The 25,567-nt window shown below is 55.0% G+C and carries 26 protein-coding genes; 13 read left to right on the forward strand and 13 right to left on the reverse strand.

Going from position 1 to position 25,567, the window contains the following annotated elements; genetic code table 11:
- Nucleotides 1-38: 38 nt before the first annotated feature.
- A complete protein-coding gene (locus tag V1587_RS04835) occupies nucleotides 39-1,661 on the forward strand; it encodes an isovaleryl-CoA dehydrogenase (RefSeq protein ID WP_371899608.1) in 1,623 nt (540 codons plus the stop codon).
- Here the strand turns inward: V1587_RS04835 and V1587_RS04840 are convergent.
- The 3 genes from V1587_RS04840 to bsmA all read right to left on the reverse strand — a co-directional run bounded on the left by V1587_RS04840 (nucleotide 1,658) and on the right by bsmA (nucleotide 4,515).
- Nucleotides 1,658-3,589 carry a methyl-accepting chemotaxis protein gene (locus V1587_RS04840; protein WP_395314520.1) on the reverse strand — a complete coding sequence of 644 codons (1,932 nt, stop codon included), beginning with the start codon at nucleotides 3,587-3,589 and terminating at the stop codon, nucleotides 1,658-1,660. The genes V1587_RS04835 and V1587_RS04840 overlap by 4 nt on opposite strands.
- Before the next feature lie 172 nt (nucleotides 3,590-3,761).
- Entirely contained in the window at nucleotides 3,762-4,049 is a 288-nt protein-coding gene (gene yjfN, locus V1587_RS04845) for a DUF1471 family protease activator YjfN (RefSeq protein ID WP_021240708.1), read from the reverse strand.
- A 136-nt stretch (nucleotides 4,050-4,185) separates the two neighbouring features.
- Complete coding sequence (gene bsmA / locus V1587_RS04850; protein ID WP_371899606.1) at nucleotides 4,186-4,515, reverse strand: biofilm peroxide resistance protein BsmA; 330 nt, start codon at nucleotides 4,513-4,515, stop codon at nucleotides 4,186-4,188.
- 137 nt (nucleotides 4,516-4,652) lie between these two features.
- On the opposite strand from bsmA, the gene yjfP reads away from it, so the two are divergent.
- Nucleotides 4,653-5,375: an esterase gene (gene yjfP, locus V1587_RS04855; protein WP_371899605.1), complete on the forward strand. Its 723-nt coding sequence runs from the start codon at nucleotides 4,653-4,655 to the stop codon at nucleotides 5,373-5,375.
- A gap of 198 nt (nucleotides 5,376-5,573) precedes the next feature.
- Here yjfP and yjfY read toward each other — a convergent pair whose 3' ends face one another.
- Nucleotides 5,574-5,849, reverse strand: coding sequence for a DUF1471 family protein YjfY (yjfY, locus tag V1587_RS04860; RefSeq protein ID WP_371899604.1), 276 nt, complete (start codon nucleotides 5,847-5,849; stop codon nucleotides 5,574-5,576).
- A 340-nt stretch (nucleotides 5,850-6,189) separates the two neighbouring features.
- Between yjfY and rpsF the strand changes: the two genes are divergently transcribed.
- Genes rpsF through rplI form a run of 4 tightly spaced genes read left to right on the forward strand, consistent with a single transcriptional unit; the run spans nucleotide 6,190 to nucleotide 7,629 of the window.
- Nucleotides 6,190-6,585: a 30S ribosomal protein S6 gene (gene rpsF / locus V1587_RS04865; protein ID WP_152083215.1), complete on the forward strand. Its 396-nt coding sequence runs from the start codon at nucleotides 6,190-6,192 to the stop codon at nucleotides 6,583-6,585.
- Nucleotides 6,586-6,591: 6 nt separating this feature from the next.
- Nucleotides 6,592-6,906, forward strand: a complete 315-nt coding sequence (priB, locus tag V1587_RS04870) for a primosomal replication protein N (protein ID WP_008502895.1) — start codon at nucleotides 6,592-6,594, stop codon at nucleotides 6,904-6,906.
- A 4-nt stretch (nucleotides 6,907-6,910) separates the two neighbouring features.
- Nucleotides 6,911-7,138: a 30S ribosomal protein S18 gene (rpsR, locus tag V1587_RS04875; protein WP_000135199.1), complete on the forward strand. Its 228-nt coding sequence runs from the start codon at nucleotides 6,911-6,913 to the stop codon at nucleotides 7,136-7,138.
- 41 nt (nucleotides 7,139-7,179) lie between these two features.
- Entirely contained in the window at nucleotides 7,180-7,629 is a 450-nt protein-coding gene (rplI, locus tag V1587_RS04880) for a 50S ribosomal protein L9 (protein WP_008502894.1), read from the forward strand.
- A 68-nt stretch (nucleotides 7,630-7,697) separates the two neighbouring features.
- Here rplI and V1587_RS04885 read toward each other — a convergent pair whose 3' ends face one another.
- The gene (locus tag V1587_RS04885; protein ID WP_371899603.1) at nucleotides 7,698-8,342 is read right to left on the reverse strand and encodes a LysM-like peptidoglycan-binding domain-containing protein; all 645 of its coding nucleotides are present in this window, start codon (nucleotides 8,340-8,342) and stop codon (nucleotides 7,698-7,700) included.
- A 233-nt stretch (nucleotides 8,343-8,575) separates the two neighbouring features.
- On the opposite strand from V1587_RS04885, the gene fklB reads away from it, so the two are divergent.
- Nucleotides 8,576-9,196 (forward strand): FKBP-type peptidyl-prolyl cis-trans isomerase, encoded by a 621-nt coding sequence (gene fklB, locus V1587_RS04890; RefSeq protein ID WP_008502892.1) that lies wholly within the window; start codon nucleotides 8,576-8,578, stop codon nucleotides 9,194-9,196.
- Nucleotides 9,197-9,508: 312 nt separating this feature from the next.
- Nucleotides 9,509-10,918, forward strand: coding sequence for a D-serine/D-alanine/glycine transporter (gene cycA / locus V1587_RS04895; RefSeq protein ID WP_047957602.1), 1,410 nt, complete (start codon nucleotides 9,509-9,511; stop codon nucleotides 10,916-10,918).
- Nucleotides 10,919-11,013: 95 nt separating this feature from the next.
- On the opposite strand, the gene ytfE is transcribed toward cycA, so the two are convergent.
- The gene (gene ytfE, locus V1587_RS04900) at nucleotides 11,014-11,676 is read right to left on the reverse strand and encodes an iron-sulfur cluster repair protein YtfE (RefSeq protein ID WP_371899602.1); all 663 of its coding nucleotides are present in this window, start codon (nucleotides 11,674-11,676) and stop codon (nucleotides 11,014-11,016) included.
- A 244-nt stretch (nucleotides 11,677-11,920) separates the two neighbouring features.
- Between ytfE and V1587_RS04905 the strand changes: the two genes are divergently transcribed.
- Nucleotides 11,921-13,570, forward strand: a complete 1,650-nt coding sequence (locus V1587_RS04905; protein WP_371899601.1) for a methyl-accepting chemotaxis protein — start codon at nucleotides 11,921-11,923, stop codon at nucleotides 13,568-13,570.
- 79 nt (nucleotides 13,571-13,649) lie between these two features.
- On the opposite strand, the gene V1587_RS04910 is transcribed toward V1587_RS04905, so the two are convergent.
- From V1587_RS04910 to V1587_RS04920, 3 genes are all read right to left on the reverse strand, one after another.
- Nucleotides 13,650-14,615, reverse strand: a complete 966-nt coding sequence (locus tag V1587_RS04910) for a DMT family transporter (protein WP_371899600.1) — start codon at nucleotides 14,613-14,615, stop codon at nucleotides 13,650-13,652.
- A gap of 75 nt (nucleotides 14,616-14,690) precedes the next feature.
- Nucleotides 14,691-15,515, reverse strand: coding sequence for an AraC family ligand binding domain-containing protein (locus tag V1587_RS04915; RefSeq protein ID WP_371899599.1), 825 nt, complete (start codon nucleotides 15,513-15,515; stop codon nucleotides 14,691-14,693).
- Between the two features lie 48 nt (nucleotides 15,516-15,563).
- Complete coding sequence (locus V1587_RS04920) at nucleotides 15,564-16,607, reverse strand: GlxA family transcriptional regulator (RefSeq protein WP_371899598.1); 1,044 nt, start codon at nucleotides 16,605-16,607, stop codon at nucleotides 15,564-15,566.
- Between the two features lie 258 nt (nucleotides 16,608-16,865).
- Between V1587_RS04920 and V1587_RS04925 the strand changes: the two genes are divergently transcribed.
- Nucleotides 16,866-18,683, forward strand: coding sequence for a beta-ketoacyl synthase (locus tag V1587_RS04925; protein WP_395314521.1), 1,818 nt, complete (start codon nucleotides 16,866-16,868; stop codon nucleotides 18,681-18,683).
- Between the two features lie 85 nt (nucleotides 18,684-18,768).
- Here V1587_RS04925 and V1587_RS04930 read toward each other — a convergent pair whose 3' ends face one another.
- Complete coding sequence (locus V1587_RS04930; RefSeq protein ID WP_127729371.1) at nucleotides 18,769-19,617, reverse strand: SDR family oxidoreductase; 849 nt, start codon at nucleotides 19,615-19,617, stop codon at nucleotides 18,769-18,771.
- Nucleotides 19,618-19,701: 84 nt separating this feature from the next.
- Here V1587_RS04930 and V1587_RS04935 point away from each other — a divergent pair, with 84 nt between their 5' ends.
- Nucleotides 19,702-20,088 (forward strand): winged helix-turn-helix transcriptional regulator, encoded by a 387-nt coding sequence (locus V1587_RS04935; protein WP_371899596.1) that lies wholly within the window; start codon nucleotides 19,702-19,704, stop codon nucleotides 20,086-20,088.
- Nucleotides 20,089-20,179: 91 nt separating this feature from the next.
- Here V1587_RS04935 and V1587_RS04940 read toward each other — a convergent pair whose 3' ends face one another.
- Nucleotides 20,180-22,123: a bifunctional 2',3'-cyclic-nucleotide 2'-phosphodiesterase/3'-nucleotidase gene (locus tag V1587_RS04940; protein WP_371899595.1), complete on the reverse strand. Its 1,944-nt coding sequence runs from the start codon at nucleotides 22,121-22,123 to the stop codon at nucleotides 20,180-20,182.
- Between the two features lie 190 nt (nucleotides 22,124-22,313).
- On the opposite strand from V1587_RS04940, the gene cysQ reads away from it, so the two are divergent.
- On the forward strand, nucleotides 22,314-23,054 hold the full coding sequence (gene cysQ, locus V1587_RS04945) for a 3'(2'),5'-bisphosphate nucleotidase CysQ (protein WP_371899594.1): 741 nt from the start codon (nucleotides 22,314-22,316) through the stop codon (nucleotides 23,052-23,054).
- Here the strand turns inward: cysQ and V1587_RS04950 are convergent.
- Nucleotides 23,048-23,605 carry a YtfJ family protein gene (locus V1587_RS04950; protein ID WP_371899593.1) on the reverse strand — a complete coding sequence of 186 codons (558 nt, stop codon included), beginning with the start codon at nucleotides 23,603-23,605 and terminating at the stop codon, nucleotides 23,048-23,050. The two genes, cysQ and V1587_RS04950, sit on opposite strands and share 7 nt — an antisense overlap.
- Nucleotides 23,606-23,929: 324 nt before the next feature.
- On the opposite strand from V1587_RS04950, the gene V1587_RS04955 reads away from it, so the two are divergent.
- Nucleotides 23,930-24,136 (forward strand): DUF1107 domain-containing protein, encoded by a 207-nt coding sequence (locus V1587_RS04955; RefSeq protein WP_008501430.1) that lies wholly within the window; start codon nucleotides 23,930-23,932, stop codon nucleotides 24,134-24,136.
- A gap of 77 nt (nucleotides 24,137-24,213) precedes the next feature.
- On the opposite strand, the gene V1587_RS04960 is transcribed toward V1587_RS04955, so the two are convergent.
- Nucleotides 24,214-25,551 carry a hemolysin family protein gene (locus tag V1587_RS04960; protein WP_032662457.1) on the reverse strand — a complete coding sequence of 446 codons (1,338 nt, stop codon included), beginning with the start codon at nucleotides 25,549-25,551 and terminating at the stop codon, nucleotides 24,214-24,216.
- Between the last annotated feature and the right edge of the window lie 16 nt (nucleotides 25,552-25,567).

Below are 25,567 nucleotides of genomic sequence, written 5' to 3' on the forward strand. Positions count from 1 at the left end.
CATACTTATCGTCATTGCCACTGAAGGAGGGAGACAGCATGCACTGGCAGACCCATACCGTTTTCAATCAACCTGCACCGCTTTCCAACAGCAACCTTTTCCTCTCGGACTGCGCGCTGCGTGACGCAGTTTCGCGCGAGGGTGCCGAGTGGGATATCGAGCTGCTCGCCAGCATCGGACAGCAGTTAGGTACCGCAGAGTCGCTTGAGCTGGGCAGGCTGGCAAACGTTAATCCGCCGGAGTTGCTTCGCTATGACGCCACCGGAGAGCGACTGGATGACGTCCGCTTTCACCCGGCATGGCACCTGCTGATGCAGGGGCTGTGTGCCAATCGGGTACATAACCTGGCATGGGAAGAGGAGGCGCGTAAAGGGTCGTTTGTCGCGCGGGCCGCACGCTTTGTGCTTCATGCTCAGGTAGAAGCGGGCACGCTGTGCCCGGCCACCATGACGTTTGCCGCGACACCGCTGCTGCAGCAGGCGCTCCCCAAAATATTTCACGACTGGCTGACGCCGCTGCTCAGCGATCGCTACGATCCTCATCTTGCTCCCGGCGCGCAAAAGCGCGGCCTGCTGATCGGCATGGGGATGACGGAAAAGCAGGGCGGCTCGGACGTGCTCAGCAACACCACCAAAGCGGAAAAATGCGGCGACGGCAGCTACCGGCTGGTGGGGCATAAATGGTTTTTCTCCGTCCCGCAAAGCGATGCGCATCTGGTGTTGGCGCAGGCGAAGGGCGGGTTGTCCTGCTTTTTTGTGCCGCGCTTTTTGCCTGACGGACAGCGCAACGCCGTCCGGCTGGAGCGCCTTAAGGACAAGCTCGGGAACCGCTCCAACGCCAGCAGCGAGGTGGAATTCCTTGATGCCTCCGGCTGGCTGCTGGGGGAAGAGGGCGAAGGGGTACGGCAGATCCTCAAAATGGGCGGTCTGACGCGCTTTGACTGCGCGCTGGGCAGCCACGGACTGATGCGTCGGGCACTGTCCGTGGCGCTGTACCATGCGCATCAGCGCCAGACCTTCGGCAAAAATCTTATCGATCAGCCGCTCATGCGCGAAGTGCTAAGCCGGATGGCGCTGGTGCTGGAGGGGCAAACTGCGCTGCTGTTCCGCCTGGCCCGGGCGTGGGATAAACGCGCGGATCCGCAGGAGGCGGCATGGGCACGGCTTTTTACTCCGGCCGCGAAATTTAGCGTCTGTAAAGCGGGCATCCCGTTTGTGGCTGAAGCGATGGAGGTGCTGGGTGGGATCGGATATTGCGAAGAGAGCGAACTTCCCCGCCTGTACCGCGAAATGCCGGTGAACAGCATCTGGGAAGGGTCAGGAAATATTATGTGCCTGGACGTGCTGCGCGTGCTGGCGAAGCAGCCGGGTATTCACGACCTGCTTGCCGAAGAGTTTGCGCAGGTGAAAGGGCAGGACAGACACTTCGACCGCAGCTGGCGACAGCTTCAGCAAAAGCTGCGTAAGCCTCAGGAAGCGCAGGGGCGGGAGATCGCGCAGCAGCTTTTCCTGCTGGGTGCCGGAAGCCAGATGCTGCGGCACGCATCGCCCCCGGTGGCGCAGGCGTGGTGCCGCATGATGCTGGATACCCGTGGCGGCACGCTGATGAGCGAGCAGGTGCAAAATGACCTGCTGCTGCGTGCGACGGGCAGAGTCGGTTAGCCTTTCAGCTGGAACAGACTCACCAGCTGAGCCAGGTGTGAACCCTTCTCGCGCAGCGCTTGAGCGGTTTGTTCGCTGCGTGAGATGCGATCGGCATTGATATGCGACGCTTCGCCAATATGAGTCATGGCGAGGTTAACTTGGCCGATACCTGCGGACTGCTCGCGTGAGGCATGGTTAATCTCGGTGACCAGCTGGCTGATGTTATCGATATGAATGATGATGTCATCCATCGCCAGGCGCGTCTGTTCAGACAGCGCATGACCTTCACTGACTTTTCTGAGCGTATCGCCAATCAGCTGTTCAATCTCCTTCACCGCGTTAGCGCTGCGTCCCGCCAGGGCGCGAACTTCCTGCGCGACTACCGCAAACCCTTTTCCGTGCTCGCCTGCGCGGGCCGCTTCCACTGCCGCATTCAGTGCCAGAATATTGGTCTGGAAAGCGATAGATTCGATCACGCGCGTGATGTCTTCGATGCGTTTTGACGCTTCGCGAATGTCGTCCATGGTCGACACCGCGTGGGTGACCGTCTCACCGCCCTGATGGACCGCGAGCGAGGTTTCACCCACCAGCTGCTGCGTTTGCTCCATATTGGCGGCATTTTGCTGTACGGTCGCGGCCAGCTGCTCCATGCTGGCAGACGTCTCTTCCACGCTGCTGGCCTGCTTGTTGATCTGCTCTGAAATCTCGCCGGTATCGGCGGCCAGCGCGTTGGTGCCCAAATGGATCTCGCCTGCGGCCTCGCGGACCTGCAGGACAATTTTTTGCAGGCCGCCGCCGATACCGTTGATAGCATCGATCAGCTGACCGACTTCGTCCTGACGCGTCACGGGCAGGCTGGAACGGAGATCCCCTGCGGCATATTGACGGGCAAGGTGGATCACATTGCGCAGCGGTCGGGTCAGCACGCGGCGAATAAGGACCACGAACAGACCAGCAAACAGGATAGATACGACCACGCCGGCCAGCAGGAAACGATCGCGCATGGCGGTAACGCTTGAGAGCAGCACTGATTTATCCACTTCGCCGACAATAGTCCAGTTCCAGCCTGGCAGCGGGGTATAGGCCATTTTCAGCGTGCGACCGTCGTCGCTTACGCGTTCCAGCGTGCCGGGTTTGTCACTAAGAAGCTGCTGCTGCGTCGCGTCGTCCCACTTCGGCAGTTTTCCCTCTCCGCTGGCGTGGAACAGGTATTGCCCGCGCGTTTTGCCATTGCTGCGATCCAGCACGAAGAAGTGACCGCTCTCACCCAGGCGGCGGTTAAGGATTTTCTCGCGCATGACGTTCCAGGAGTGGGTGATGTCCACCCCGACAAAGACGATCGCAATGACCTGTCCTTCGGCGTTTTTAACCGGCTGGTACTGGGTGATGTAGCGTTTGCCAAACAGCAGCGCCAGGCCGCGGTAGACTTCACCTTTGTTAATGGCGGCAAAGGCCGGGCTGGCGTTATCCAGAACGGTACCCATTGCCCGCTCTCCGTTCTCTTTGCGCAGAGAGGTCGCTACGCGAACAAAGTCGTTTCCGCTGCGTACAAACAGCGTCGAAATGGCTCCCGTACGATTCAGGAACTCGTCCGAAAGCGTGTTGTTTTCATGCAGCCCGGTGTCTCCGCCTTTCAGAAGCGGAACGCTAAGTCCGTTAATCGTCTGGGGTTGGGAAGTATCAATGTTCAGGGGCTGCGGTAAAAAGGTGGTAAACAGCCGGGTATAGCTCTCCACCTCTTCACTCAGGCTGGTGTTAAACATCTGCACCATGTCGACCATGCCGGTGGACTGATTATGCAGGTCTTCGACCGCAAGGGCTTCAAGCTGCTGGCTCGCTTTTTGGCTGAGCAGAAAGGTGAAAAGCAGAAACAGCGTGGCGACACTGACGCCAGTCAGCAGCGAGAGTTTCGATCCCAGGCCCGCACGGCGGAAAAAGTTGATCATAAATTGCTCATCATTGAAAAGTTATGGTTCTTCAACGGCAGAGCGGGGATTACGTTTACTGTTTTAATGTAACAAAATGTTATTTAATTGTTCTTTATTGGTTTTATATAAGATAAAAAATTTGCAAACACGAAAAGCCACTAAAAGTAAGTGGCTTTTATCGGGAGGGAGATTACACGTAGAGAATGGCCTGTACCCGCCAGTGGTCGATATGGTTATCTTCCTGCATCTGGATGATGCGATACCATGAAGCACCCTGCTCATCGGCCTTTAATGCTACGACACGTTCAACGTCTTGCGGGCTCCCCGAGATATTATTCACGGAGATCTGGCCAATTTCATTCAGGCCAGTCACACAATCAGCACTGGCGAATTCTGCTGACTGCGCGGTGGTGCTCACCAGGCCTGCTGAGAGCAACAGTGAGGTCAAAGCAAGAGTTCGTTTCATCGTCAGCTCCATTTCACATATATCCGGTATCCGCCGGGCAATCCTTCGCAAATAAACTCCCTTCCATTAACGCGGGCATGGAGTTTATTGTGGACAGGAAAATGTCTATGGACGCAAAGCAGTGTAAATCTCGTTCAAAGGAAAACCATTATTTACGGTACAAAATGGCCTGTGAATACCACTGTCCCGTTATGATGGTTTCGTCGATCATAATGATGACGTAATAATCTGCTTTGGCGGCGACGGCCTGTGCTTTTATTGCCGCTTCTGCGTCATCCGGAGAGCCGCGAACCAGCGCGGAGATGGTGCCCATTCGTTGTAATCCTTCCGTCTGATTACGACGAATCTCCTGTGGATGATCGGCGACCGGTGGAGCGGGTTGCGGCGTTCCCTGCAGCGCGCTACAGCCACCCAGCAGAAACACCAGCAATAAAGCAGCAAACCTGCGCATAACCATATCTCGTTTCCTGATAGCCATAGTGTAGTTGTCTGTGTATTTAGTTTTGGGGGAATGTTCCCGAAGTGTTATCTGGGACGTATATTTCGAATGAAAATGACGTGAAAGCGTAACCCAGTTCTCAACATTATGAATCATACATTCGCACAGGGTCGACAATGATTGAAATTGAAATACGCCATCTCGGCGACCATGAAATTTTACACGCAATGCCAGCGGGTAAACGTGATAAACCGCTGCCTGTTGTGGTTTTTTATCATGGGTTTACCTCATCGAAGCTGGTTTACAGTTATTTTGCGGTCGCGCTGGCGCAGGCAGGTTTTCGCGTGGTGATGCCGGATGCACCCGACCACGGCGCGCGCTTTACGGGTAATGAACAGGCGCGGCTGGGGCAGTTCTGGCAGATTCTGCACGGGAGTCTGACCGAATTTGCCGGGCTGCGCGATGCGCTTTATGAGGCAGGGCTGGTGGCCGACCGTCGTCTGGCTGTCGCCGGGGCATCGATGGGCGGTATGACGGCGCTGGGGATTATGACGCATCATTCTGAAGTGAAGTCTGTCGCCTGTCTGATGGGCTCGGGCTATTTTACGTTGCTGGCGAAGACCCTTTTTCCTCCTCAGGATTTAGCGGAAATCACCGCGACGCTGGCAGAGTGGGAAGTGACCCGGGCTTTGCCGCGGGTGGCCGATCGCCCGCTGCTGCTGTGGCACGGTGATGCGGATGATGTGGTCCCGCCCGAGGGCACCTTCCGTCTGCAGCAGGCGTTAATGAATGAAGGGCTGGACGGTAATCTGACCTGTCTGTGGGAATCGGGCGTCCGCCACCGCATCACGCCCACCGCGCTGGACGCCACGGTAGCGTTTTTCCGCCAGCATCTTTAGACGCCCAGGACTTTGATGCCTTTATCTTCCCGCTTCTGGAGGATCTCAGGGTTGGCGCCTTTGCCGGCGATCGCTACTACAAGCGGCTGTAACCGCGGGGCTTTTGGAGCAATTCACAAAAAAAGCCCCCGGGCAGGGGGCAACGTCAACTATGGCTATGTTCTCGTTGTTGGCTTTCCTGGTGCTAGCGTTAACGCGTTATCGGTAAATATCTGCACTGGCGTGCATATTGCCGTTGCTGCCGGGCTCACGGATTAACATCACGTGGTAATAGGTTGCGCCCTGCGCATCGGTTTCTTCATTTAATGCCTGATCTGCTTCACTTTCCGTGGCGAAATTATGATTGATGTAAATTACGCCCAAGCTTTGCACATCATCCATGTTTCTGGCCTGTCGGCTGTCTATCTTGATGGCTGCCATCGCGTTTGCACTGAGCAAAAGCGCCGCCATTATGGCTAATGCGATTTTTTTCATGATATGCGCTCCACGACTACGTGCTGCGAGAGAGGGGATGCTCCTTCTTAATTCAGGCGATCTCTGATTAAAGTGTAATCACTCATCCGGCGGGGATGCGTGACCATTTCTGATGCAGTTGTTCAAAAAAACAGCGATTCCGGGTGTGACCAATTTTAAATCACCCACTTAGAGCCGCTTCGCGCTTTGTGCGAATTATTTGTGCAATCAGCTTGAGTTTCCAGGGGCGCGCAAGTATTATGACGCGTCAATTTTTCAGCCGACCTTTAACACGTTCCTTGCCTCCCCGGGCCTCGGCTGACCCAGACAGGAGGCTGAATAATCCGTAAGGAGCAATTCGATGCGTCATTACGAAATCGTTTTTATGGTCCATCCTGACCAGAGCGAACAGGTTCCGGGTATGATCGAGCGTTACTCTGCTGCCATCACTGGTGCAGAAGGCAAGATCCACCGTCTGGAAGACTGGGGCCGCCGTCAGCTGGCTTACCCGATCAACAAACTGCACAAAGCACACTACGTTCTGATGAACGTTGAAGCGCCGCAGGAAGTGATCGATGAGCTGGAAACTACCTTCCGCTTCAACGATGCCGTTATCCGCAGCATGGTTATGCGTACCAAAAACGCAGTTACCGAAGCATCTCCGATGGTTAAAGCGAAAGACGAGCGCCGTGAGCGTCGCGATGATTTCGCAAACGAAACCGCAGATGATTCTGATGCTGGGGATTCTGAAGAGTAATTTCTGATGACCAACCGTCTGGCGTTGTCCGGCATCGTATGCAGGGCTCCCCTTCGAAAGGTCAGTCCATCAGGAATTCCGCATTGCCAGTTCGTGCTTGAGCATCGTTCTGTGCAAGAGGAAGCCGGATTTCACCGGCAGGCGTGGTGCCAAATGCCCGTTATTATTAGCGGACACGAAAACCAGGCCATTACTCACAGTTTAACGGTCGGTAGCGCAGTAATCGTTCAGGGGTTCATCTCTTGCCACAAGGCAAAGAACGGCCTGAGCAAAATGGTTCTGCATGCCGAGCAGATTGATTTGATAGATTCTGGAGACTAGCCATATGGCACGTTATTTCCGTCGTCGCAAGTTCTGCCGTTTCACCGCGGAAGGCGTTCAAGAGATCGACTATAAAGATATCGCAACGCTGAAAAACTACATCACCGAAAGCGGTAAGATTGTCCCAAGCCGTATCACCGGTACTCGTGCAAAATACCAGCGTCAGCTGGCTCGCGCTATCAAACGCGCTCGCTACCTGTCCCTGCTGCCGTACACTGATCGTCATCAGTAATCGGGCACGGTCCATTAATACGACTTTAAGAGGATAAGGTAATGCAAGTTATTCTGCTTGATAAAGTAGCAAACCTGGGCAGCCTGGGTGATCAGGTTAACGTTAAAGCGGGTTACGCACGTAACTTCCTGGTTCCACAGGGTAAAGCTGTTCCAGCTACCAAGAAAAACGTAGAGTTTTTCGAAGCACGTCGCGCTGAACTGGAAGCCAAACTGGCTGACGTTCTGGCGGCTGCTAACGCTCGCGCTGAAGCAATCAACGCACTGGGCACCGTTACCATCGCGTCCAAAGCTGGCGACGAAGGTAAACTGTTCGGTTCCATCGGTACCCGCGATATCGCTGATGCAGTTTCTGCAGCAGGCGTTAAAGTGGCTAAGAGCGAAGTTCGTCTGCCGAACGGCGTTCTGCGTACCACTGGTGAGCACGAAGTTGACTTCCAGGTTCACAGCGAAGTGTTCGCTAAACTGGTTGTTAACGTTGTAGCTGAGTAATTTTTTACTCTGCTCACGTTGAAACGCCGGCCTTGTGCCGGCGTTTTGCTTTTTACAGACTCCAGTCCTTAACGCGCCCTGATAAAACTGCCGTCTGGCTGGCGGGTAAACAGTACCTGTTGTCCACTTCCCGTATCAATCGTTAACCCTGTCACTACCCCGCTGGCATTCTGGCGAATCTGTACCATCTGACCATTCTGCAGGTTACTGAGCGGTTTACCCGCACCTTCTACCTTTGCCATGGCATACACGTCAGTTGGCGGCAGGTTGTGGTCGCGGAAAAGCTGTGCCAGGGTTTTGCCCGGCTCGACGCGATAGGAACGCCACTGTTGCTCAATGCCGGTGGGCTGCTGCGTCTGAGGCTGAGACGGGGCCGCGGCTTGATCCTGCGGCTGTTCATCCTGAATGGGTTCTGGTTCAACCGGCGCGACCTGACCCGGATCGTTAGACGGGGTGACGAGCTGCGTCTGCATCGGCTGTGCGTCAGGCTGCGGCCGCGTCTGCGACTGAATATCCAGCTGAGCATTGTGGGTGACGGGGGCGGTATCAACATCATCGCCACCGGAAGGAAGCAGGAAGCCCACAATCACCATCAGCGCACCAATGATGATCCCTCTGCGATGCAGAGGAGGCAGCGGGTCCATGATGCGAAAATTGTCCGGCGCCTGCCAGATTTTCGCCAGGGTAGGTTTCAGTTCAAATCGCCCGGGCATGGCACTCCTCCTGCTCCGCGTATTTTTTATCCTGTGCCCCGAAGTATAGTTTGCTAACTGCCTGAACGGCGTAGTAAACCCGACATCCGTGACATCAGTTCGGGATTAATCCTGGTTCTCTCTATTGTTTCTGTTTCGTCGCGGTTTGTCACCTTAACTTCAGACAAAGTTTTACCCATAAGGGCATGGCTGATATGCTGCCCGCTACTTTAAATGTGATGGAAGGAAAACCCATGACCACCCCGACTTTTGACACTATCGAAGCGCAGGCAAGTTACGGTATCGGCTTGCAGGTAGGACAGCAGCTGAGCGAATCCGGCCTGGAAGGTCTGTTACCTGAAGCGCTGGTGGCGGGTATTGCTGACGCGCTGGAAGGCAAACAGCCAGCCGTTCCGGTTGACGTTGTGCACCGTGCGCTGCGTGAAATCCACGAACGTGCTGACGCCGTGCGTCGTGCGCGCTTCGAAGAGATGGCGGCCGAAGGTGTGAAATATCTGGAAGAGAACCGCGAGCGTGAAGGCGTGAACAGCACCGAATCCGGTCTGCAGTTCCGCGTGATCAATCAGGGCGACGGCGCAATCCCGGCGCGTACCGACCACGTTCGCGTACACTACACCGGTAAGCTGATCGACGGTACCGTCTTCGACAGCTCCGTGGCGCGCGGCGAACCGGCTGAGTTCCCGGTTAACGGCGTTATCGCAGGCTGGATCGAAGCACTGACCCTGATGCCGGTCGGTTCTAAATGGGAACTGACTATTCCGCACAACCTGGCCTACGGCGAGCGCGGCGCTGGCGCGTCCATCCCGCCATTCAGCACCCTGGTCTTTGAAGTTGAGCTGCTGGAAATTCTGTAATCGAATTTTCTTATTTCCTCTCCCCGGTTGGGGAGAGGAAAATAGTGTAAAAACCTATAGTTACGTTGCTATCAATATTTTATCTTGCAAACGAAACTGTTGCGTGTATTTTTGTGAGCTGTTTCGCGCTGTATGAGTGATATGACACTCACTTTCAACATATTATTAACATAATATCTAAATCATAGTATTCATCCCGCCGATTCTTACCTAATATCGATTAGCCCTTACAAGGGAACGTCATTTTTTTGACGTATTTAAAGGCCAGAAGAGCCTTAACAACACAGACAGGCATAAACAGGAAAATATCACATGGTAGATCAGGTCAAAGTCGTCGCCGACGAAGAGGCGTCGTCTGAACAGTCGCTACGGCGCAATCTCACAAACCGTCATATTCAGCTCATCGCGATTGGGGGTGCCATCGGTACCGGGCTGTTTATGGGGTCAGGCAAAACCATCAGTCTCGCCGGACCGTCAATCATATTCGTCTATATGATTATCGGTTTTATGCTGTTCTTCGTGATGCGTGCAATGGGTGAACTGCTGCTCTCGAACCTTGAATACAAATCCTTCAGCGACTTCGCATCAGACCTGCTCGGGCCGTGGGCGGGCTATTTTACCGGCTGGACCTACTGGTTCTGCTGGGTCGTCACCGGTATGGCGGACGTCGTGGCGATTACCGCCTATGCGCAGTTCTGGTTCCCGGGGCTGTCGGACTGGGTCGCCTCGCTGGCGGTCATCGTTCTTCTGCTGAGCCTGAACCTCGCCACCGTTAAAATGTTCGGTGAGATGGAGTTCTGGTTCGCGATGATCAAAATCGTGGCAATTGTCGGGCTCATCGTGGTGGGTCTGGTGATGGTGCTCACCCACTTCCAGTCACCAACCGGCGTTCAGGCGTCGTTTACCCATCTGTGGAATGACGGCGGCTGGTTCCCGAAAGGCATTAGCGGCTTCTTTGCCGGCTTCCAGATTGCGGTGTTCGCGTTTGTGGGAATTGAGCTGGTCGGAACGACCGCTGCGGAAACCAAAGATCCGGAGAAGTCCCTGCCGCGCGCCATCAACTCCATTCCGGTGCGTATCATCATGTTCTACGTCTTCGCGCTGATTATCATTATGTCCGTGACGCCGTGGAGCTCGGTGGTGCCGAGCAAGAGCCCGTTCGTTGAGCTGTTCGTGCTGGTAGGTCTGCCTGCGGCAGCGAGCCTGATTAACTTCGTGGTGCTGACCTCTGCGGCTTCTTCCGCAAACAGCGGCGTGTTCTCAACCAGCCGTATGCTGTTTGGTCTGGCGCAGGAAGGCGTGGCGCCGAGCGCGTTCGCCAAGCTCTCTAAGCGTGCCGTACCGGCAAAAGGGCTGACCTTCTCCTGCATGTGTCTGCTGGGTGGTGTGGTGATGCTCTACGTGAACCCAAGCGTGATTGGCGCGTTCACCATGATCACCACGGTCTCTGCGATCTTGTTTATGTTCGTCTGGACCATCATCCTCTGCTCCTATCTGGTGTACCGCAAACAGCGCCCACACCTGCATGAAAAATCGATCTACAAGATGCCGCTGGGCAAGCTGATGTGCTGGGTGTGCATGGCGTTCTTCGTCTTCGTGCTGGTTCTGCTGACGCTGGAAGATGATACCCGTCAGGCGCTGATCGTCACGCCGCTGTGGTTTATTGCGCTGGGGCTGGGCTGGATGTTTATCGGTAAGAAACGGATGGCTGGCGTAAGGTAAAAGCAAAACGGCAACTTCGGTTGCCGTTTTTAGTTTTGCACCCTCTCCCCGTGGGAGAGGGCCGGGGTGAGGGCATCAGGCCGCAGCGGCCTTTTTTATTCCCCCGCTAATGCCCGCGGGAACAGAACGTTGTTCTCAAGACTGATGTGTTCCATCAGGTCGTCAATCATCTCGTTAATGCCGTTGTACATCGCTTTCCACGTTGTGCACGCTTCTGGCGGCGGCGTGACGTTGTGGGTGGTATGTTTGATCACCTCCAGCAGTTCGCCTGCGTCATCATGCTCGCTTTCCATCACGCTGATGGGCCCCATCGCCTGGCTTCCCATTCCCTGTTTAATCATCGGGAAGAGGATCTGCTCTTCTTTCATCATATGGCTGGAAAGCTCTTTGTGCAGCAGGGTCAGGTACTTCGCCAGACCGCGCGGTACGGAAGGTTTGTCGGCATGCACGCGCTCGACTTTGGTCGCCTGGAGGATCAGCTCCGGTAGCTGTTCACGGTGACGGTCATGATAACGCACGATGATATGGTCGATGATTTCCGCGAGCGGAGCGGTTCGCCAGTCTTTGTCGATGGGCTGCGCGGCCAGCTGCGTCAGCTCGGCTTCAATCGCCTCAACGTCCAGCTCTTTGCGTAACGCCGCACGTGCCAGGGTTTGCTTACCGCCGCAGCAGTAGTCCATATCATATTTACGAAACAGCGCAGAAGCGCGAGGAATGGAGAGCGCCAGCTCGCCGAGGGGTTGGTCGCGAAAGGCCATAGCAGTTACCTCGTCGTCAATAATATAAGATGCATATTAAATGCATCTTTAAGCAGGCGCTATAACCCTTTAGAGGGATGGGTAAAAATGAGAGACAGATCACAAAAAAATATCTGATTTAACTCTCTGAATGGCCTTAGGAAAGTGGTTTCGAAACTTTTTAAAGGTGGAGAAACAGTAAACAACCCGCGGCGCCTGCCGATATATCCACGTCAGACAAACCTGCATATAACAAAGGCAACGCATGTTTAAACGTATAAAAGTCATTACCCTTCTGATTTCGGTGCTGCTTGTGCTCGGCATCATGCAAGTGATTTCCGCCGGTATCTTTATCAACGCCCTTAACAACGATAAAGACAACTTCACCGTGGCGCAGCTCTCCAGCAAGAACGTGGCGGAGTTTACCGATGCGTGGATCAGTCTGAACCAGGCGCGTGTCACCCTGAACCGCGGGATGCTGCGCCTGCAAAGCAGCATGGCCTCGCAAATTAACGGCGGTCAGCTGAATGAGCTGGTGACCACGGCGAAAAATCTGCTGACTGAAGCGCAGGTTCATTATGATAAATACTATGCCTTGCCGAATACGCCAGGCATGGATGAGAACCTGACCAACCAACTCGAAGAGCAGTATCGCATTTACTCTGCAACGCTCACGCAAATGAACGTTCTGCTGAGTCAGGGCAATCTGGAAGATATGTTCAAGCAGAATGCCGAACAAAAACAGAACGCGATGCAGAAGGTTTATCGTGAATGGCGTGAAGCGCAGGCCGCGCTCACGGATAAAGGCATTCAGGATAACGAAAGTGATTACAAACGCATTCTGTGGATCCTCTCTGCGGTCATGCTGCTGGTGATTGTGGTGATTATCTCCAGCTGGATTGCTATGCGCCGCGTGCTGCTGCTGCCGCTGGAAGAGGTGATTAACCATATTCGCGCCATTGCGGCAGGCGATCTCACCCAGCCGATTCAGGCCGACGGTAAAAATGAAATGGCTATCCTGGCGCGCAACGTGCAGGAGATGCAAACCTCGCTGGCAAACACCGTGGGCGTAGTGCGTGAAGGCGCAGATACCATTTACACCGGTGCAGGCGAAATCTCTGTAGGCAGTAACGATCTCTCTTCCCGCACCGAGCAGCAGGCCGCGTCTCTGGAAGAGACGGCAGCCAGCATGGAGCAGCTTACGGCAACCGTGAAGCAGAACGCCGATAACGCGCGTCAGGCTTCCCGTCTGGCGCTGGACGCCTCCTCAACGGCGAAGAAGGGCGGTAACGTGGTTGAAGGCGTGGTGCGTACAATGGACGAAATCGCCACCAGTTCCAGCAAAATCGCGCAAATTACTAACGTGATCGACGGCATTGCCTTCCAGACGAACATTCTGGCGCTGAACGCGGCGGTGGAAGCGGCGCGTGCGGGCGAGCAGGGCCGCGGTTTTGCGGTGGTGGCTGGGGAAGTACGTACCCTCGCCCAGCGCAGCGCCCAGGCGGCGAAAGAGATCAAAGCACTGATCGATGATTCCGGCGAGCGCGTGAACGCGGGCTCGCAGTTGGTTAACGAAGCCGGGGAGACGATGGCCGAGATCGTTAATGCGGTTACCCGCGTCACGGACATCATGGGCGAAATTGCCTCGGCTTCTGACGAGCAGAGCCGCGGTATTGACCAGGTGGGCCAGGCGGTAGCCGAGATGGACCGCGTGACCCAGCAGAACGCCTCGCTGGTGGAGGAATCTGCGGCCGCGGCGGCGGCGCTGGAAGATCAGGCTGCACGTCTGAACGAAGCGGTAGCGGTGTTCAAAATCACCCGCAACCAGGCGGTTAAAGCGGCGCCGGTGAAAACCTATGTGCCAAAAGCGCAGCCCGTAGCCGCGGCGTCAGAAGGGAACTGGGAAACGTTTTAAGGGCTTGCCCGGTGGCGGCTACGCCTTACCGGGCCTACGGTTTTGTAGACCCTGCAAGCGCAGCGCCGCTGGGCAAAAATCACATCTCCGACGCCGGAACAACACTTGGTTTTTCCGGCTTCGCTCTCACCGCCATCACTACCCCTACGACCAACAGCACGATCCCGCAGGCCGTGAACAACGGCGGTACGCTCTGGCGCATCAGGAAGGTATAAAGCAGCCCGGCCAGGGTTTCAAAGACTATCAGCGGTCCTAAGATCACCGTCGGCAGCTTCTGGCTGGCAATGTTCCAGCACAGCGCGCCCACCCACGAGCACAGCACCGCAATCGCCACCATCAGGCCGATAAACACCCACGGTCTTGGCCCGAAAGGCTGGGCGAAGTCCGGCTGCTGATGGCCCAGCCAGAGGCATGCGCCGAGATACCCTACGACGGATACGGGCAGCGTGACCAGCGCCTGCGCTGTCGCCCACATCATCGGGTGCTTGTCCGGGTTCTCCCGCAGCCAGCGCGCGTTGCGCAGGGCATACCATGCCCAGCACGCCACGGAAATGAACGCCAGCAGAATGCCAGAACCGTAACGCCACAGGTCAACATCCGCCTGGCCATGACGCAGCTCGGCAATATTGACGCATATCAGCCCCAGGACAGTGCAGACCAGCGCCGGTGCCATTTTTGACCACGCCAGTTTGCCATCGCGGTGGCTGTAGAGCAGGTTAGCAAAGACGGGGATGACGACCGGCAGCGTACCGATAATCATGGTCGACACCGGCGCACCGGTACGCTGAATGGCGCTCGCCAGGCAAACGTAATAGATAAGATTGCCCATCATGGTCAGCGCCAGCGCGGTCCCCCAGTCCTGACGGCTGAGCTGACGCAAGCGCGCGCGCCCCAGCCACGCCAGGGGCAGGGCAATCAGCCCCAGCGCCAGATATCGTCCGGTCGACTGCAATATTGCCGGATACTCGGGCACGATCAGCGGGCCGACAAAAATCAGCCCCCACATCATCCCGGCCAGAAGGGCATACAACACTCCACTAATCATTTTTCCATCCACAGGTATTTACGCTGTAGCCAGTGTAGGAGGGGCAAGTGCGCGCGTATTGTATGAGATTGCGCATTAGCGCCGGGTGACCTGCTTCTGGTAGCGCACGGGAGTAATGCCATAGCGGTGGGTAAACGCGCGTGTGAGATGCGACTGATCGGTCAGTCCGGTTGCGGCGGCGACCTCTGCGGCGGGCATGCCGTGGGTGAGGAACGCTTTGGCGCGCCAGAGGCGAATGGCCATCAGCATCTGATGCGGCGTCACGTGAAAATGGGCTTTGAACTGGCGCTGGAAATGATACGGGCTGAGTGAAACGACGCTGGCCAGCTCGTCCAGCGTCAGGGCGCGCATATAGTTGTCGTGCAGGTACTCGCGTACCCGTTCGAAGCGGTGCGCGCCTTCCTGGACCTGCGGCGCGTGATGGGCAAACGGCTGGAAGGTCTCAATCAGATCCAGCAGCAATCCTTTTTGCGCAAGCGGATCGTCCGTGTGCCACAGGCCGTAAATAAGCCTGCCGATTTGCTGCGAGCGCAACGGGTCATGACGGGTCACGTCGCTGAACCACCAGTGCCGCAGACCGGTCATCTCTTCCAGCAGATTGGGTTCGATATAGACCATCCGGTAGCGCCAGCCGCCTTCGGTGGCGGATTCGCCGGTATGGATCTCGTCCGGGTTCATGGTGACGACGGATTTTTCCGCCGCGAGATGCTGGGTGCCGCGATAGCGAAAGCGTTCGGCACCGGTTTCAATTGTGCCGATCCCGAAGGCTTCATGGGTGTGAGGCTCAAAGGCGTAGTCAGAAATATGGGCATGATAAAGCTCCAGGCCCGGCAGCTGCGCCAGATGGCGAAAGCGCGCGCTGTCTCTTTCATCATTAAACTGTTCCGGTACGCCTTGCACGGTGAGCCTCCTCGCGGTCATCTTTTCATTATCAGAGATGACCGGAGTTTATGCACTAAACATCTTTGCCCGCACCGTCTTACGATAATCCCCCGGTGACACCGTGGTTTTATGCTTAAACTGGCGGTTAAAATGCGCAATATCCTGATATCCCACCGCATTGGCGATCTCCTGAATGCTCAGATTGGTGGATTGCAACATCGTCATGGCGGATTCAATTCTGGCGGTTAATAAATACTGCAGGGGGGACATGTCGGTGGCATTTTTAAAGCGACGGTTGAAGTTGCGCAAACTCATGCCAGCCATATCGGCAAGATCCTGCATGGATATATCCGAGGCGCAGTTGGCTTTTATCCAGATCTGAATTTGAACAATATCTTCATCCGGATGCGGTTTGTTTTCTTCACTGTAACACTGGCGATCGAACTGACTCCGAATTTCATGGAAAAAGGTCCGTTGGGTATGCGTGGCTACACATTTCCCGTATATCGTTTCGATGAAATGGATGGTCAAATCTGAGAGGGCTTTAACGCTGGCGGCACAGTAAATATTATCGGCCTGCGTGAGAAAATGTTTGGTTTGTAATTTTACGTTGGGGTAGTCACGCGAGAACTGTTTGAAGTAGTGCCAGTGGGTGGTGGCGGGTTTTCCGTTGAGCAATCCTGATTCCGCCAGAAAACAGCAGCCCGTTCCAACGGCCGCGATGCGTGTTCCTTGCGCAGCCTTTTCGGTCAACCATGCCAGGAGTTCAGGCTGTTGTCTGACCACTGCGCGAGGATTGCGCCACAGGGCAGGAAGATAGATAACGTCGTAGTGCCTGTCTGCGGCAAGGGTGGTATCGGCGGTAATGCTAAAGCCACTGTGCGTCAGGATGGGCTCGTTATTTATGCCAATAGTATGAACTTTCAGTATATTCTCCGGACGACAGAGCCTGAATGAAGACGTCTCCGGTTTGTGCGTGTCTGCGTGGGATGTTGTTTTTTGCTCGGCTAAATAGCTACTGGCTGCGGCTTTCCACATTTCAATCGGCAGACTGAGACCGGAACTTAGCATGCGTTCGCATAACACAAATCCTATTTGTGTATTTGTCATTTTTTGATTAATACCTGTTTTGACTATTATTTTTGGTGGCTCATCGTTACCCTGGCCAAAAAAGTCAGTATTTTGGCTGGATTTTCATATTAGCTTTTGTCGGTAATTTGTAAACTAATATCTGAAATGATCGTACTTGCTTAACAAAATAAATCCACGACCACTACAGGATGAATTATGGCGAAATTACCCGTAATAACGGCTTTTGGTGGCTATAGTCCAGCTGGTCGTAGTTCTTATCATCATGCATTTCGCCGAATGATTATTGAATCATTGTCGGAAGAGGAAAGGCAGCAGGCTTTATTATCGTTAGCCATCCTGATGGGCGTGCTTAAATATGACAAAGGTGGGTATTGCGACAGTTCCGGTAAAAGATTTACCCCTGCTCAGGCTGCCGCAAATATAAAAGACGAGGCGCTGGAAGGAACCCTTATCAGAAAAATTACGCGCGACTATTTTGATGTCGATGCTATCGCCAGCCATGCAAAATTGAATATGGTTTCTGGCGAAGAAGGATTCAGTTTTAATATCTCTGCCAGACAGTTACCTCATCCCTTACCGGCGGGATGGCAGGCCGAGGAATTACCGGATCAGCGCGTGCGCATTACCGTTCAGGGAGAGATGGACTGTAAAATTGAGGCGTTGTTGCGCACCGAGGTTCAGGCTGCAGGCTTGCTGCCGCAGGGATTCCGCCCGGGTGACCATTACCATTCGCAGTTCCATCCGCGGGCGTTACAAATGGCGATTGTCGGGGCATCGGATGCCATCAACGCTCTGGGGATCCCGTGGCGCGAGATACAGGCAGCTATCGCGCCGGATCAGCTCGGGGTCTATTCTGGCAATATCATGGGACAGCTCGACGATTATGGCTTTGGCGGTATGCTCCAGTCGCGCCTGAAAGGCCAGCGCGTCAGCGCCAAACAGTGTCCGCTGGGCCTGAACAGCATGTGCGCTGATTTCCTCAATGCGTATGTGCTGGGTAGCGTCGGTCATACCAGCGCCACGCTGGGGGCGTGCGCCACGTTTCTGTATAACCTCAATGCGGCAGTTGAAGATATCAAAGCGGGGCGCATTCGCGTGGCCGTTGTGGGCAGCGCCGAAGCGCCGGTCACCTCCGAAGCGATCGAAGGATTCGACGCCATGGGCGCCCTGGCAACGGAGAGCAAGCTTAAGCATATTGATGAAACGGAAACGGCCGACTGGAGCAACAGCAGCCGCCCGTTTGGCAACAGCTGCGGTTTTGTGATCGCAGAATCCAGCCAGTATGTCGTGTTAATGGACGATGAGCTGGCGCTGCAGCTTGGGGCAGAGATCCACGGTTCGGTGGGGAATGTCTTCATCAACGCTGACGGCTTTAAGCGTTCTATTACATCACCGGGGCCGGGGAACTACATCACCATGGCGAAAGCCGTGGCTTCGGCGGTGTCGATGGTCGGAATGGAGGCGGTGCAGAAGGGATCGTTTATTCAGGCGCACGGTTCAAGCACGCCGAAGAATTGCGTCTCCGAAGCGGATATTTTTGACCGCGTTGCGCAAGCCTTTGCGATCCGCGACTGGCCGGTGACGGCGGTAAAATCGTATCTCGGTCACTCCCTGGGATCCGCCAGCGGCGACCAGCTCATCAGCTGCCTTGGCGTCTTCCGCTATGGCATTTTACCGGGAATTAAAAGCGTGACGCACATCGCGCCGCAGGTGAATAACGCACGCTTAACCATTCCTCTTCAGGACTGCAAATTAGAGGAAGGCCAGGGACAAATCGCCTTTATTAATTCAAAAGGCTTTGGCGGGAATAACGCCACGGGGGTGGTTTACTCGCCAAAGCTGACCCATCAATGGTTGCGCAAACGCTACGGGGACGCGGTGTATGCGGATTATCAGCAGCGTAACCGCCAGGTGCGGCGTCAGGCGAACGCCTACGACGAGGCGGCTTCGCAGGGTGAACTCAACGTCATTTATCTGTTCGGCCAGCAGGGGATAAATGAGGAAGATATTAAGATTGATATGAACGGCATCACCCTTCCCGGATTTGAAAAACCGATAACGTACGCGACGGAAAAAGAATACCCGGATTTTTAATTGTTATATCTGATTTTATTATTAATAAATTTGAGCGGGCCGGGTAAGGGGAATCACCCGGCCGCGGGAGATAACGGTCAGGCCGTTACAGAATGGCTTTAATGCTCTGCGCCAGCGGCGTGGTGGCGCGTCCGATCAGTTTGCTCAGCGTATGGCTGTCGTCAAAGAGTCCGCCTTTGGAGGCCCCGACATCGGAATCCGCCAGCATATCGGCCAGACCGGCAGGCAGGCCGACGCTCTTCAGCGCGGCGGCAAAATCCGCTTCACTGAGATTCTGGTAGCTGACCGGCTTTCCGCTCTGTTTGCTGAGTTCAGCCGCCAGTTCGCTCAGCGTCCAGCCGTGGTCGCCCGCCAGTTCATACACCTTGCCCGCATGGCCCTCTTCAGCAATCACTTTAGCTGCCGCTGCGGCATAGTCTGCGCGGGTGGCAGAGGCAATTTTGCCTTCGCCTGCCGCACCAATAAACACGCCGTGTTCCAGTGCTGGCGGCGCGCTCGCCAGGTAGTTTTCGGTATACCAGCCGTTGCGCAGCAGGGCATAAGGAATCCCGGACGCCGCCAGCGCTTTTTCAGTGGCAACGTGTTCTACGTGCAGGCCGAGCGGCGATGTATCCGCATGCAGCAGGCTGGTGTAGGCAATAAATTTCACGCCTGCCGTTTTGGCGGCGTTAATCACGTTCTGGTGCTGGGTTGCGCGCTGGCCGACTTCGCTGGACGAGATCAGCAGCAGTTTATCCACGCCGCTCAGCGCGGCGGCGAAGGCGGCTTCATCCGTGTAGTCTGCCTGACGCACCACAATCCCCTGCTGGCTTAAGGCTTGCGCTTTCGCCGGGTTACGCACGATGGCCACAATCTGGCTGGCCGGTACTGTTTTCAACAGCTGTTCGATAACGAGATGGCCAAGCTGGCCGGTGGCGCCGGTAATCGCGATCATGATGAATCTCCTTCGTGTTTGTCTGGTGTTGTGGCACACTAGCACCATAGCTAACTTTTAGTAAGTACGTACAAAAAGGTAAGTATGAAAACAACGATACCGACGCTCAGCGAACAAATGCGCGATGGCAATCTTTTCGCGGAACAGTGCCCTTCGCGCGAGGTGCTCAAACACGTGACCAGCCGCTGGGGAGTCCTGATTCTGCTGGCCCTGCGCCAGGGAACGCATCGCTTTAGCGATCTGCGCCGTAAAATGGGCGGGGTGAGTGAAAAGATGCTGTCCCAGTCGCTTCAGGCGCTGGAGCAGGACGGGTTTGTCGATCGCGTGTCGTATCCAGTGGTGCCGCCGCACGTAGAGTATAGCCTGACGCCGCTGGGTATTGAGGTGAGCGAGAAGGTCGCCGCGCTGGCGGACTGGATTGAGGTGAATACGCCGAAGGTGATGGCGAATCGGGACGATCGTGCGGCGTAAAAGCCGGGTGGCGGCTTCGCCTTACCCGGCCTACCCGTAATCTTCCATCCCGTAGGCCGGGTAAGCGAAGCGCCACCCGGCACAATCGCCGCTACCTGCTCAAATCCACCTGATAAATCGCGAACCCAATATCATCCGTCGCAACCTGTTTCATCGGATACTGCGCCTTCTCCTTAATAAACGCGGCAGCCTTGTCGGACGGTGACGTTTCAAAGCGGATATCCAGCGGCGTATCGCTGTGGATCGGCGCGAGACGCCAGTTGTTGTCCACTGCCGGATGAATTTCTCCCGCCTTTTTCGACTCCGCGCTGATCCACGCCGCCAGCACCGAGCGGTTCTCATCTGGAGAAGCAAAGGCGATGTGGCTATCCCCCGTACCGGCAAATTTACCGCCGTAGGCACGGTAGTTATTGGTCACGACCAGGAAGGTGGCATTCGGGTCAATTGCCTTGCCGTTGAAGGTCAGGTTTTTAATGCGCTCCGCCTGCGGGTTGATTGTCTGACACTCACCGTCATATTTCGCCGGCTGGGTGACGTCAATCTGGTAGTTCACGCCGTCGATCACGTCGAAGTTGTAGGTGCGGAAGCCGTCCCAGTTAATCAGCGACTGCGGCTTGCTGCTGTGCGGGTCAATCTGGTTAAACTGTCCGGCTGAGCACTCCAGCCACTCTTTTACCTCTTTCCCGGTGGCTTTAACCACCACCAGCGTATTCGGATAGAGATAGAGGTCGGCGGCATTACGGAAGGTGAGCTGGCCCTTTTCGACCTCTACATAGCTTGCCGGGTCATTCTTACGCCCGCCCACCTTGAATGGCGCAGCGGCTGACAGGACCGGCAGTTTTGCCAGATCTGGATCGCCCTGCACAAAGTGTTCGGCATAGGCTTTCTGCGCCATGTTGACGACCTGAACGGTCGGGTCGTCCTGAACCAGCGCCAGGAAGCTGTACATGTTGTCGGCGGATTTGCCGATCGGCTTGCTGACGAATTCGCGCGTGGCGTCGTGATCGTGCTTCAGCACGTCGACCAGTTTTTTATCTTCAGCCGCCAGAGATTTTTTAGCCGCAGCGTCGTAGATCGGGCGCGCTTCGGCTTTTGACTGCGTCACCTTCCAGCGGTCGCCGTCGTTATTCAGCACCAGATCCACCACGCCAAGATGGTCGCCCCACATGCCCGGCATTACCGACGGCACGCCGTTGAGCGTTCCTTTCTCAATATCTGCCCCTTTGATGCTGGCGAAATCTTTGCCCGGGAAGACCGCGTGGGCGTGGCCGAACAGGATCGCGTCGACGCCGGGAACTTCACTCAGGTAGTAAACGGAGTTTTCTGCCATGGCCTGGTACGGATCGGCGGAGAGACCCGAGTGGGCGACAACGACCACCAGATCGGCGCCTTTTTTACGCATTTCCGGCACGTATTTGCGCGCGGTTTCGGTGATGTCGTTAACGGTCACTTTACCGTCCAGGTTGGCTTTATCCCACGTCATGATCTGCGGCGGGACAAAACCGATATAGCCGATTTTTAGCGTCTGTTTTTTACCGTCCCGATCGACGACGCTTGTCTCTTTAATCAGGTAAGGGGTAAAGAGCGGCTTTTGGGTCTTAACGTCGATGATATTGGCGTTAACGTACGGGAATTTCGCACCGGCCAGGGCGTCATGCAGGTATTTCAGACCGTAGTTGAATTCGTGGTTGCCGAGGTTGCCGACGGTGTAGTCCAGGGTGTTCATCGCTTTATAAACAGGATGGATCTCGCCTTTTTTCAGCCCCTTGGTCGCCATGTAATCTCCGAGCGGACTGCCCTGAATGAGATCGCCATTGTCGACCAGCACGCTGTTTTTCACTTCGCCACGCGCCGCATTGATCAAACTTGCCGTGCGTACCAGTCCGAATTTTTCCGTTGGGGTATCTTTGTAGTAATCGAAGTCCATCATGTTGCTGTGCAGATCGGTCGTTTCCAGAATACGCAGATCTACCGTCGCCGCCTGCACGCTTGCTGCAATCAGCGTCGCCAGAAGCGTTGCACTAAACTTAATCATCAGAGGAGTCCTTTTTTCGATGCAGACCACAAAAGAGTATGTATCTATAGCTTGTTGCTTACAGAAATGTGAATCCTGACAGAAAAAAGTAACCTGAAACCGGAATTGCTTCACAGATAGCGGAATTGTTCACATTACGATATAACTAAAACAAAGAGTTAACCTCACTGCGTTAACAAAGAGGTGGAAAATGCTAGATAAAATTTGTCAGCTCGCACGGGATGCGGGAGACGCCATCATGCAGGTGTATGACGGTATTAAGCCTATGGAGGTCGTCAGCAAAGCGGACGACTCTCCGGTCACGGCGGCGGATATCGCGGCGCATAAGGTGATCCTGAAAGGGTTACAGTCCTTGACGCCGGACATCCCCGTTCTGTCAGAAGAAGCGCCGCAAAGCTGGGACGAGCGCCAGCACTGGCAGCGCTACTGGCTGGTCGATCCGCTGGACGGGACAAAAGAGTTCATCAAGCGTAACGGTGAATTCACCGTCAATATCGCCCTGGTTGAGAAGGGTAAAGCGGTGCTGGGCGTGGTCTACGCGCCGGTCATGAAGGTGATGTACAGCGCCGCAGAAGGGAAGGCGTGGAAGGAAGAGTGCGGCGTGCGCAAGCAGATCCAGGTGCGCGATGCGCGTCCGCCGCTGGTGGTGATTAGCCGCTCGCACAGCGACAGCGAGCTGCAGGAGTACCTGCAGCAGCTGGGTGAACACCAGACCACCTCGATTGGCTCATCGCTGAAATTCTGCCTGGTGGCAGAAGGCCATGCGCAGCTCTACCCCCGCTTTGGGCCAACCAACGTCTGGGATACCGCGGCAGGTCATGCCGTTGCCGCGGCCGCCGGGGCGCACGTTCATGACTGGCAAGGCAAGCCGCTGGACTATACCCCGCGCGAATCCTTCCTCAACCCCGGCTTCCGCGTCTCGATTTATTGAGCCAGAAGCTTGTGCAGCAGGTCGACAACCTGCTGCACCTCTTCCTGGGTTAAGGCGCCGTCTTTCACCCACTGTACGCGGCCCTCTTTATCCAGCACGATAATCGCGGAGCTCTCTTCCTCCAGCTGCCAGGCCTTACGGGTTACGCCGTTGCTGTCGACGATAAACTGCGACCACGGGTAGAGCTTTTTATTGCTCTCAAGGCTTGAGCGCACAAACATCCCGGAGCCCGGAATGGCGTCATCGGTGTTAACAATGGTGGTCGTCTGGTAGCGGTCATGAGGGAATTTTGCGGCCTTGATCGCTTCCACCAGGTTGGCATTTTTCTCTTTTGCGGATGTACGACCGGCAATATGTTGTACAACTCTCACTTTGCCCGCAAGCTGCGCGCTATTCCAGGCTTTGTAGCTAAACTTATCATTGTCGAGAATCAATTCTCCCCGGTCAGCAATGCCGACTGGCGGTACACGTTGTCCTTTTTCAATGCTGTGAGCGGAAGCCCACAGGGGCAGCAGCAGGCAGGCTGCTGTAAGGATATTACGTAGGGTCATGGCGTTTCCTTATTGTTTGCAGGTGATCCGACCACTTGGTCTTGCGCTTTTAATCATAAGTGCGATCAATGTGGTTTTCCCGCAATCCCGATGCCAGTTTGCGGGCGAACGCACATATCCATGAAAAAACGACGGCTTATACTGCGCTCAGTCACGCTTTGCAAAGATTATTCTGAATAATTGTAATCAAACGGTAAATAAACTTATGCACACTGGGTAACACCGTAGTTCTGGTCTATAGTCATTGGGCATTAAAATTTGCGCTCAGGACAGTCGGGCCGATTGTGGCACCGCAAGAGCGTATGATTCGCAGGAGATACAAGAATGAAAATTTTCCAACGCTACAACCCGCTTCAGGTGGCGAAGTACGTGAAGATCCTGTTCCGTGGACGGTTGTACATCAAGGATGTTGGCGCTTTTGAGTTTGATAAGGGCAAAATCCTTGTCCCAAAAGTGAAGGACAAACAGCACCTGTCTGTGATGTCCGAAGTCAACCGTCAGGTTATGCGTCTGCAAACTGAGATGGCTTAACCAACGTGCTATGCAGTAGTAGTAGATAAAAAGACGGCTCCCGATGGGAGCCGTTGATGTTTGTGGGGGCAGGAACCTTACGCCGACACCTTCTCTTCCGCATCCGGCAGCTTTGGCACCAGTACGGTCGGTTTGTTGTCGATACGCGTCACCAGCAGCTGGTCGATGCGGTAGTTATCAATATCCACCACCTCAAACTTGTAGCCGGAGAACTTCACCGAGTCGGTGCGTTTCGGGATTTTACGCAGCATAAACATCATAAAGCCCCCGATGGTCTCGTAGTTTCCGGACTGCGGGAACTCGTCGATATCCAGCACGCGCATCACGTCTTCAATCGGCGTGCCGCCATCAATCAGCCATGAATTATCGTCACGCTGAACAATCTGCTCTTCCAGCCCCTGGCCTACCAGGTCGCCCATCAGCGTGGTCATGACGTCGTTGAGGGTGATAATACCCACCACCAGCGCGTATTCGTTCATGATCACCGCGAAGTCTTCCCCGGCGGTTTTGAAACTTTCCAGCGCTTCTGAGAGCGTCAGAGTGTCCGGCACAATCAGGGTATTGCGGATCTGCACGCCGCTGTTGAGCGCCAGGCTCTGGTTTGCCAGCACGCGGTTCAGCAGGTCTTTGGAGTCGACGTAACCGATAATGTGGTCAATATCTTCATTACAGACCAGGAACTTGGAGTGTGGATGCTGCGCCACTTTGTTCTTCAGGCTCTGCTCATCTTCATGTAAATCGAACCAGATAATGTTCTCGCGGCCGGTCATGGAAGAGGGCACGGTACGGGATTCCAGTTCGAATACGTTCTCAATCAGCTCATGTTCCTGCTTGCGCAGCACCCCGGCCAGCGCGCCGGCTTCCACGACCGCATAAATATCGTCAGAGGTGATGTCGTCTTTACGCACCATCGGCAGCTTAAAGATGCGGAAAATCACGTTCGCCAGGCCGTTGAAGAACCACACCAGCGGACGAAACACGTACAGACAGAAGCGCATCGGGTTGATGATACGCAAAGCCACAGCTTCTGGCGCAATCATACCGATGCGTTTCGGGGTCAGGTCTGCAAAGAGAATGAACAGGCCGGTTACCAGCGAGAAGGAGAGAATAAAGCTCAGCTGTTCGGCCAGCTCAACGGACATGTACTTAACAAAGAGGCTATAAAACGCAGGGGAAAACGCCGCATCACCCACGATACCGCCGAGAATGGCGACCGCGTTGAGGCCAATTTGCACCACGGTGAAGAACATGCCGGGGTTTTCCTGCATTTTCAGGATGCGGGTGGCATTGATGTTGCCTTCATCGGCAAGCAGCTTCAGTTTGATTTTACGGGACGCGGCCAGCGAGATCTCAGATATCGAGAAAAATGCACTGACGGCAATCAGACAAAGTATTACTAAAATACTGTTTAACATAGTTTATCCGGCTTCT

The organism is Enterobacter sp. ECC-249 (assembly GCF_043965265.1).
Lineage (GTDB): Bacteria > Pseudomonadota > Gammaproteobacteria > Enterobacterales > Enterobacteriaceae > Enterobacter > Enterobacter quasiroggenkampii.